This is a genomic window from Aeromonas intestinalis, from assembly GCF_054052485.1.
The window spans coordinates 1-9110 of sequence record NZ_JBSTYK010000030.1 but is presented as its reverse complement, the minus strand read 5'-3'; the positions used below and the strand labels follow the sequence as shown (position 1 = coordinate 9110).

Genomic DNA, 9110 nt, shown 5'->3' with positions numbered 1-9110 from the left:
TCCCATGCCGAACTCAGAAGTGAAACGCGGTAGCGCCGATGGTAGTGTGGCATTCGCCATGCGAGAGTAGGACACTGCCAGGCACCCAATTAAACAGTTGTGCATACATTGCATGATTGGCTGCGAGGATGACACCTCAGAGAAGCGGCAAAAGATTTAGCGAAAGCTAACCGAATGCGGAGCGGTAGTTCAGTCGGTTAGAATACCGGCCTGTCACGCCGGGGGTCGCGGGTTCGAGTCCCGTCCGCTCCGCCACTAACAAGAAGCCCAGTCTAACGACTGGGCTTTTTTTCGTTTCTGCGTTTCTGATTTCTTGTTCACCCGGGCGAGCCTTCACTTCCTGCCTGGCAAACCTCCATGTCTTGCACATCTCACTGCAGAGGGCTGATTTCACCCCAGGAGCGCTTAGTAGAACACGCAGAGCCAGATGGTGTGTATGTCTGGATGGGTCCACTCCACCCTGTGTTTCTGGCGGGCGGGGATGTTGATGTGGTCCCCCGGTCCCAGCAGGACCTGCTGCTGCTCCTGAGTCTGGGGATCCACAAACAGCAGGCTGGCTTCTCCCTGCACGATCAATACCCATTCATGTTCATCCTGATCGTACCACTCCCCCGGAGGGGTCTGATGGCCGTGGGAGACGATGCGCTCGATCCGCAGGTGATTGGTGCTGACGAGATCCTGGAAGAACTCGGTGGGCAGAGGGGAGGGGATGTCGTTCAACAGATTGCGCGTGTGCATGCTCATCTCCGGTCAGATACAGAATGTCATTGCAGTATAGAAGCCTCTACCCCGGTGGAGTCGCCTGTCCCAGATTGGAAATGAGTCACAAGTGAGGCTTTTTATCATGACTTTGTGGAAAAGTTCGGAGAAGTCGCTGCAATCCTGACAAATTCTTGCTATTTTGCGCAGCCATAAAAGCAAACGATTTCCTTCACACTTTCAGGATGAGTTATGGCAACGCAAGATATCGCCGCCCAAGCAGGGAAAGGCGGCTTTTTGGATTCCTATTTTTCCATCTCCGAGCGCGGCAGCAGCGTACGCCAGGAGTTGTTGGCCGGGTTGACCACCTTCCTGGCCATGGTCTACAGCATCATCGTCGTGCCGAACATGCTGGGTGTCGCAGGCTTCGAGCAGGGGCCAGTGTTCGTGGCGACCTGCCTGATCGCCGCCTTCGGCTCCCTGCTGATGGGGCTTTGGGCGAAGCTGCCCATGGCCATCGGTTGTGCCATCTCCCTCACCGCCTTTACCGCCTTCAGCCTGGTGCTGGGACAGGGGCTGAGCATTCCGGTGGCGCTGGGTGCCATCTTCCTGATGGGGGTGCTGTTCACCCTGATCAGCGTGACCGGCGTACGCCAGTGGATCCTGGACAACCTGCCCTCCGGCATCGCCCACGGTACCGGCATCGGTATCGGTCTGTTCCTGCTGCTGATCGCCACCAACGGCGTCGGCATGGTGATCAAGAACGAAGGGGCCGGCCTGCCGGTCCAGCTCGGTGAGGTCACCTCCTTCCCGGTCATCATGACGGTGCTGGGGCTGGCGGCCATCTTCGGTCTTGAGCGTCGCAAGGTGCCGGGCGGCATCCTGATGGTGATCATCGCCATCTCTGCCCTGGGTCTTGCCTTCGATCCCAAGGTGACCTGGCAGGGCTTCTTCGCCATGCCGAGCCTGACCGGTGAGAAGGGGTCGCTCGTGGGCAGCATGGATCTGCTGGGCGCTCTCAACCCCGTGGTGATCCCGACCGTGCTGGCGCTGGTCATGACCGCCGTGTTCGATGCGACCGGCACCATCCGTGCCGTGGCGGGTCAGGCCGGCCTCATCAACGAGCGTGGCCATATCATCAGCGGTGGCAAGGCCCTGACCGCCGACTCCGTCAGCAGCATGGTGGCGGGCGCCGTGGGCGGGGCTCCGGCCGCCGTCTACATCGAATCAGCCGCAGGCACCGCCGCCGGTGGCAAGACAGGCCTGACCGCGACCCTGGTGGGCGTGCTCTTCCTGCTGATGATCTTCCTCTCCCCCCTGAGCTATCTGGTGCCGGCCTACGCCACCGCACCCGCGCTCATGTATGTCGGCCTGCTGATGCTGGGCAACGTCACCAAGCTGGATTTCAAGGATTCGGTGGATGCGCTCTCCGGCATGCTGTGCGCTGTCTTCATCGTGCTCACCTGCAACATTGTCACCGGCATCATGCTGGGCTTCGTGGCCCTGGTGGTCGGTCGACTGTTCGCTGCCGAGTGGAAGAAGCTCAACGTCGGCACCGTCATCATCGCCGTGGCACTGGTGGTGTTCTACGCCGGTGGCTGGGCCATCTAAGCCAAACTGATGTCGAGAAGGGCTCCCGCGGGAGCCCTTTTTCGTCTCTGTGAGGGGCCTAACAGTTTTCTACACTCTGGTCGCTCGTTGTTTCGAATTGGAACGCCGATACCCTCCTCCCGGTTTCAAATCCTGACCATCTGGCCCGTCATTTTTATCCCGCTTGTCCCCGTTAGACTGGTTCCATCAACCATCCGCCCCTGGGCGAGTCGAGGAGTGAGCCATGAAGAAGCTGATCAATGCCGTCGATGCCGTGGTCCGTGAACAACTGATGGGGATGGCTGCCGCCCACCCCGAACTGAAGGTGCGTATCGAGCCCCATTACATCACCCGTGCCGATGCGCCGGTGAAGGGAAAGGTGGCGCTGGTATCCGGTGGCGGCAGCGGTCACGAACCCATGCACGGCGGCCTGGTGGGGATGGGCATGCTGGATGGTGCCTGCCCCGGCGAGATCTTCACCTCGCCGACACCGGATCAGATGTATGAGTGCGGCCAGGCGGTGGACGGTGGCGCCGGTGTCCTGTTTCTGGTGAAGAACTACACCGGCGATGTGCTCAACTTCGAGACGGCCGTGGAGCTGCTGCACGGCGACGGAGTCAGGGTCGGTTTTGCCCTCATCGATGACGACGTGGCGGTCAAGGACAGCCTCTACACCGCCGGTCGCCGCGGGGTGGCAGCGACAGTGCTGTGCGAGAAACTGGTGGGGGCCGCCGCCGAGGCGGGCTATGACCTGGATCGCTGCGAGGCGCTGGCGCGGCACATCAACAACCAGAGCCGCACCATAGGGGTGGCCACCCACGCCTGCACCGTTCCCGCGGCGGGCAAGCCCTCCTTCACCCTGGCGGACAACGAGCTGGAGTTCGGCGTCGGCATTCACGGTGAGCCCGGCATTGCGCGGCGCCCCTTCACGACCCTGGACAACCTGGTGGATGAGATGTTCAGGGAGTTGACCGACAACAGCCCCTATGGCCGAACCCTGCGCCACTGGGACAGAGAGGCTGGCCGCTGGCAGGAGGAGCACGTCTTCATCGAGCCGCTCCAGGAAGGGGACAGGGTGATCGCCCTGGTCAACAGCCTGGGAGGCACCCCCCTCTCCGAGCTCTACGGGGTCTATGGGCAGCTCGCCAGCCTGTGCGAGGAGGCCGGTATCCACCTGGTCAGAAATCTCGTCGGCCCTTATTGCACCGCCCTCGACATGAGCGGGATCTCCATCACCCTGCTCAAGGTGGATGACGAGCTGATGACCCTGTGGGATGCTCCCGTCCATACCCCGGCGTTGCGCCGTGGCTGCTGAGGAAGAATCATGTTAAGCAAACATCAGATAGTGAACTGGCTGCTCGACTGCGAGCACATCTTCACCGAACAGCGCGACTATCTCACCGCGCTGGATACCGACATCGGCGACGGGGATCACGGCCTCAACATGCAGCGGGGTTTTGCCAAGGTGGCGGAGAAGCTGCCTGCGGTGGCAGACAAGGACATCGGTCAGGTGCTGAAGACCACCGGCATGACCTTGCTCTCCTCGGTGGGCGGGGCCAGCGGCCCCCTCTACGGCACCTTCTTCATTCGTGCGGCCGCCAGCGCCGATGCCTGCCAGAGCCTGAACCTGGATCAGCTGACCCGGATGCTGACCGACGGCGTGGAGGGGATCGTCTCCCGTGGCCGCGCCGAGCCTGGCGACAAGACCATGTGTGATGCCTGGTGGCCGGCACTGGCGGCCTTGCAGCAGGCACAGCAGCAAGGCTTGCCCCTGCTTGAGGCGCTGGACGGAGCCGTGGCGGCCGCGGCGGCAGGCACCGAGGCCAGCATCCAGATGCAGGCCCGCAAGGGACGCGCCAGCTATCTGGGGGAGCGCAGCATAGGCCATCAGGATGCCGGGGCCACCTCGACCCTGCTGCTGCTCACCGCCCTGCGTGATCGGGCGAGGTTGTGACATGGTAGGTATCGTCGTTGTCTCCCACAGCGCCACCCTGGCTGCCGGCATCAGTGAGCTGGCGGCCCAGTTGGGCAGTCCGGCTCCCTTGCTGCTGGCGGCCGGTGTGGATGATCCCGATCACCCCATCGGCACCGATGCCATCGCCGTGATGAACGCCATCGAGCAGGCGGACGACGGCGGCGGCGTGCTGGTGTTGATGGATCTCGGCTCTGCCCTGCTGAGTGCCGAGACTGCTCTGGAGCTGCTGCCCCCCGCGCTGAGTGCCAGGGTGCGGCTCAGCCCGGCCCCTCTGGTGGAGGGTACCCTGGCCGCCGTGGTGGCGGCCGGAGCCGGTCTGACCCTGGACGAGGTCGCCGCCGAGGCCATGGCGGGTCTGCAGGCCAAGATCGCCATGCTGGGGGGGCCGGCCCCTGAGGTGACTGTGTCAGAGCCCGCTCCCGTGGCCACTCTCTGCTGGCGCCATCGGGTGTGCAATCCCCATGGCCTGCATGTGCGCCCCGCCGCCAAACTGGTGGCGGCCCTCAAGCCGTTCGATGCCGAGCTCACCCTCTACAAGGGGGAGAAGGGGATCAACCCCCGCAGCCTGACCCGGCTCGCCATGCTGGATGTGCGCTGTGGGGACGAGATCGAGCTGCGCGCCAGCGGCCCCGAGGCGGAGCAGGCGATCCAGGCCTTCAAAGCCGTGGCCGAGGGACGCTTCGGGGAATAGTCTGGCAGGCAGATGGCAGCATAGAAGAGAGGGGACCAGGCCCCTCTCTTTCGTTTTTATCTGCCATTTATTGCTGCACGAGTGGATCTATCTGCCACTGCTTCATTTTTCGCCATAATGTGGTGCGACTGATCCCCAGTTGCCGGGCCATCAGGCCGATCTGGCCCTGACAGGCCAGGGCGCTGCGCCGGATCGCCTGGCACTCCAGCTCGGCCAGGCTGAGCAGGGGTTGCCCCACCACCTCGTCAGCCAGCAATCGATGACCATGGCGAATGGCGACGGGCAGGGCCTCCGAGGGGATGGGGGAGTCGCCACCATGCAGCAGGGCGTGCTCGACGGCACTGCGCAGCTCCCCCAGGTTGCCGGGCCAGGGGTAGGCCAGCAGGCAGTCCAGGGCCGCCGGGCTGAAGTGGCGATGGGGCGCTCGCCCACGGGCGTTCAACTGCTGGCCGATGAGGGCGGGCAGGTCGGCCCCGCGCTCGCGCAGACTGGGCACCCAGAGTTCGCAGGCCTGCAGCGCATAGAGCAGCTGGCGGCCGAACTGTCCCTCCTGCACCCTCTGCTCCAGCGAAGCGCTACTGGTGGCGATGATGCGTACCCTCAAGGGCAGAACCCGGGCCGAGTCGAAGCGCTGGATACGGCCCGTCTTGAGCAGTTGCAGCAGGGCCGCCTGCATGGGCGGCGCCAGAAACTCAATCTGCTCGAGCACCAGGGTGCCGCCGTGGGCCAGTTCGAACTTGCCGGCCCGCTCCTGCCCCGCTTCATCGGAACCCATCAGCTCCAGCGCCATCCGCTCCGCTGGCAGGGCCTGGCAGTTGAACAGGATGAGGGGGCCGTCGGCGCGCTCGCCGGCAAAGTGAATGGCCTCGGCGATCTGCCCCTTGCCCACCGCCTCCTCGCCGCGCAGCAGCATGGGTCCCGCACTCTGGGCCGCCTGCCTGGCATGGCGCAGCAGCGTGCGCATGGGGCCGGACTCCCCCACCAGGGTGGAGAGTTCGGGCACCGACTGGCGCAGCTGATGGATGGCCCTCAACCGATCGGCGGGGTGGATCAGGGCGATGAAACCGACCCCGTCCGGCCCCGGCAGGGGCTTGAGGCTCATCAGGGCGTTGATGAACTCCCCGTCCTGCTCGCCGATCCGCTCCAGGGTCAGCTCCACGTGGCTGAGGGGGGTCTGTCCCTCGATGGCGAGCCGCAGCCGCTGGGGCAGCAGCAGGTGCTGGGTCAGTGGCTGGCCGAGGCTGCGTTCGGGATCGAGGCGCAGTTGTCGCGCCGCCAGGGCGTTGAGGTAGCGCAGCCGTCCCTGGGGATCCCAGGCCAGCACGCCGTCATCCATGCCATCGAGCAGGGCATAGAGCTCGCTCAGGTGATGCTGGGACTCCTGCATCAGGGTCTCCGCCCGCAGCAGGTTGGCCAGCTCGCGCCCGGCGCTGACGGTGAGGGCGAGATCGCCGGCCGTGGCGGCTTCCACCTTGCACGCCAGGGCGACGATGGCGACCTGGCGGCCATGGCTGTTGTAGACCGGGCTGGCGCAGCAGTGCCAGGGGTGCAGGGTACGGTTGAAGTGCTGGATGCCGCTGACGGTGAGGGGCGTGCCCGTCAGGGCCGCCAGGTTGACGGCATTGGTGCCGATGCGCCCCTCGCTGAAGAAGGCGCCGGGGCCAAAACCGAGGGCCTCCAGCTCTGCCAGGGTTTCGCCGTGGCCGGTGCGGGCCAGCAGGCAGCCGCTCTCGTCGGTCAGCAGCAGGGCGCAGGGGCGCCCCTCCATGTATTCGTAGAGATCCTCGAGCGCCATCTCCCCCGTGGTGAGCAAGTCCCGCTTGCGCTGGCGCAGGCTGTGCAGGGTCTGGCCCCTGGCGCTGTGGGGCGGGTGCCAGAGCTCCCGGCTGGTCTGGTGGGCGCAGCGCAGCCAGGAGGCCTGCAGGTCGTCGGGCCAGGACGGGTGTGGCTGGATGGATGGCTGGATCACGGCGAATTCCGGCATGGGGCTAATCCACCATTTAACCACGGCGGGTTGGCCGATTCAGTGACCCCCCTCAGAGGTTCGCCTCCTCACCCCCCTCGGCAAACTGCCGCTCCAGCCAGTGGCAGAAGGTGCGGCACTGGTGGCCGCCATCGCTCTCCTGATGGACCAGCAGGCTCCAGCTCGGGCCGGGGACCCTGTGGCTGGAGAGGGGTTGCAGCAGTCCCTGCTGGCGGGCCGTGCGGGAGAGTCGCTCGCTCACCAGCGCCACCCCCAGGCCTGCCTGGGCGGCATCCAGCAGCAGACCGGGATCGGAGAAGTTGAGCCCCTGGGTGAGCAGCTGCAGATCCTCTCCCCCTTTGAGGGTCCAGTGGTGCCAGTCCATCTCCCGCTCCCCGTGCAAGGTGGTGCGCTCCTGCGCCGGTTGTGCCAGCACCGCCGGGCTCGCCACCGGCAGCAGCCGATCCGCCAGCAGCGGCTGATGGCGGCACTCCACCTGGGGTGCCAGGCCCCAGCGCAGCGCTATGTCTATGGTCTGCTCGGCCATGTTCGGGGTGTCGTCGCCGGTGAACAGCCAGAGATCGATGCCGGGATGCTGGCGGTGGAAATCGGCCAGCCGGGGCAGCAGCCAGTGGCGGGCGATGGCGGTGCTGGTGTTGAGCACCAGCTGGTTCGGCTTGCGGTACTGCTCAAGCCGCTGGATCCCCACCGCCAGTTGCAGCAGTACCTTCTGGGTGGTTTCCAGCAGATCCTGGCCCGCGTCGGTCAGGGCTACGGAGCGACCCTGCCGATAAAACAGGGGCTGGCCGATCAGCTCCTCCAGGGAGCGGATCTGCTGGCTGATGGCAGACTGGGTCAGGTGCAGCTCCTGCGCCGCCTGATGAAAACTGCCGAGCCTGGCCGCCGCCTCGAAGCCCCGCAGCACGTTGAGGGGAGGCCAGTGTTTGAACATCATTGATTAGCTCCACTTATCACTTTTACCGAAAATCGATCGTTTGTTACCCATCTCTCGGGAGAATAGTCTATTCCCATCGTCAACAACCTTAATAGTACCTAATCAGAGAGGCTGAGATGCGCGAGCAGGGAATGATGGCAACAGGCTGGTTTATGCCCGCCGAGTGGTGCCGACACGCGGCGACCTGGATGGTCTGGCCGCACAACAAGGCGCTGTGGGAAAACGGCTGGGGTGTGACCCTGCCCCAGGTGCAGCAGGACTTCGCCCGGGTGGTCAACGCCATCGCCCGCTTCGAACCGGTGAACCTGGTGGTGGATCCCAGTGCCATCCCAGAGGCGCGCGGCCTGTGCGGAGAGGGGGTGCGCTTCATTCCCCTGCCGGTGGATGACAGCTGGTGCCGGGACTCTGGCCCCACCTTCATCTGCCATCCCGATCTCGGTACCGCCGGTATCAGCTGGCGCTTCAATGCCTGGGGCGGCAAGTCGGCCCACGGTCTGGACGAGGGGCTGGCGCGGCGCGTCCTCAACAGCCTGGAGCTGGATTGCATCGGCAGCTTCCTCGCCAACGAGGGGGGCGCCATCCACGTGGACGGCGAGGGCACCCTGATCACCACGGAATCCGTGCTGCTCAACAGCAACCGCAACCCCGGCATGAATAAACGGGAGATCGAAGGGATCTTCAGCCGCCTGCTCGGCATCGAGAAGACTATCTGGCTGCCGGGGGATCCCGACCACGTCACCGGCGACATGACGGACGGTCATGTGGACGGGGTCTGTGCCTTCAGCCGCCCCGGCCACCTGCTGGTGGACGCGACCCTGGATGCCAACTCCACCTATGGCCGGGTCGTGCGGGAGAACCGCCGTGCCCTGGCCCTGGCCACCGATGCCAGGGGGCGATCCTTTGAGTGCCTCGAGCTGTTCGAAGCGAGCGAGGCGGTGGACGCCGAGGCCGAGGTGTTCTGCGCCTCCTACACCAACTTCTACATCGCCAATGGCGCCATCATCATGCCTGCCTACGGCGTGGCAGCGGACGAGGCGGCGGGCGAGGTGCTGAGGCTCGCCTTCCCGGACAGGCAGCTGGTGCCGGTGCGTATCAACCAGCTGGCCCACGGCGGCGGTGGCATTCACTGCATCACTCAGCAGCAGCCGGCCTGGCCGTTGCAAGGTTAAGGATAGGGACCGGCGCGGCGCGGGGGGGCCCCGCGGGGGGCGCGGGGGGGGGGGGGGGGGGGGTGGTG

At 65.2% G+C, this 9110-nt stretch carries 8 protein-coding genes, 1 tRNA gene and 1 rRNA gene; 7 read left to right on the top strand and 3 right to left on the bottom strand.

Annotation, left to right across the window (positions count from 1 at the left end; translation table 11 throughout):
* Positions 1-83 (top strand): 5S ribosomal RNA (rrf, locus tag ACW5W7_RS21190); the annotation flags it as partial.
* Between the two features lie 95 nt (positions 84-178).
* Positions 179-255 (top strand) — tRNA-Asp (locus tag ACW5W7_RS21185).
* 150 nt (positions 256-405) lie between these two features.
* Here ACW5W7_RS21185 and ACW5W7_RS21180 read toward each other — a convergent pair.
* On the bottom strand, positions 406-738 hold the full coding sequence (locus ACW5W7_RS21180) for a cupin domain-containing protein (RefSeq protein ID WP_349920079.1): 333 nt from the start codon (positions 736-738) through the stop codon (positions 406-408).
* 213 nt (positions 739-951) lie between these two features.
* Here ACW5W7_RS21180 and ACW5W7_RS21175 point away from each other — a divergent pair, with 213 nt between their 5' ends.
* From ACW5W7_RS21175 to dhaM, 4 genes are all read left to right on the top strand, one after another.
* Complete coding sequence (locus tag ACW5W7_RS21175; RefSeq protein WP_349920078.1) at positions 952-2310, top strand: NCS2 family permease; 1359 nt, start codon at positions 952-954, stop codon at positions 2308-2310.
* A 223-nt stretch (positions 2311-2533) separates the two neighbouring features.
* Positions 2534-3604, top strand: a complete 1071-nt coding sequence (gene dhaK / locus ACW5W7_RS21170; RefSeq protein ID WP_456502991.1) for a dihydroxyacetone kinase subunit DhaK — start codon at positions 2534-2536, stop codon at positions 3602-3604.
* A gap of 9 nt (positions 3605-3613) precedes the next feature.
* The gene (gene dhaL, locus ACW5W7_RS21165; protein ID WP_434664596.1) at positions 3614-4243 is read left to right on the top strand and encodes a dihydroxyacetone kinase subunit DhaL; all 630 of its coding nucleotides are present in this window, start codon (positions 3614-3616) and stop codon (positions 4241-4243) included.
* 1 nt (position 4244) lies between these two features.
* The gene (gene dhaM, locus ACW5W7_RS21160) at positions 4245-4955 is read left to right on the top strand and encodes a dihydroxyacetone kinase phosphoryl donor subunit DhaM (protein ID WP_456502990.1); all 711 of its coding nucleotides are present in this window, start codon (positions 4245-4247) and stop codon (positions 4953-4955) included.
* Positions 4956-5022: 67 nt separating this feature from the next.
* Here dhaM and dhaR read toward each other — a convergent pair whose 3' ends face one another.
* Together dhaR and ACW5W7_RS21150 are read right to left on the bottom strand one after the other, a co-directional pair.
* Positions 5023-6939 carry a dihydroxyacetone kinase operon transcriptional regulator DhaR gene (dhaR, locus tag ACW5W7_RS21155; RefSeq protein WP_456502989.1) on the bottom strand — a complete coding sequence of 639 codons (1917 nt, stop codon included), beginning with the start codon at positions 6937-6939 and terminating at the stop codon, positions 5023-5025.
* 52 nt (positions 6940-6991) lie between these two features.
* Positions 6992-7873, bottom strand: a complete 882-nt coding sequence (locus ACW5W7_RS21150; protein WP_349920073.1) for a LysR substrate-binding domain-containing protein — start codon at positions 7871-7873, stop codon at positions 6992-6994.
* A 116-nt stretch (positions 7874-7989) separates the two neighbouring features.
* Here ACW5W7_RS21150 and ACW5W7_RS21145 point away from each other — a divergent pair, with 116 nt between their 5' ends.
* Positions 7990-9042: an agmatine deiminase family protein gene (locus tag ACW5W7_RS21145; protein WP_456502988.1), complete on the top strand. Its 1053-nt coding sequence runs from the start codon at positions 7990-7992 to the stop codon at positions 9040-9042.
* Positions 9043-9110: the final 68 nt, after the last annotated feature.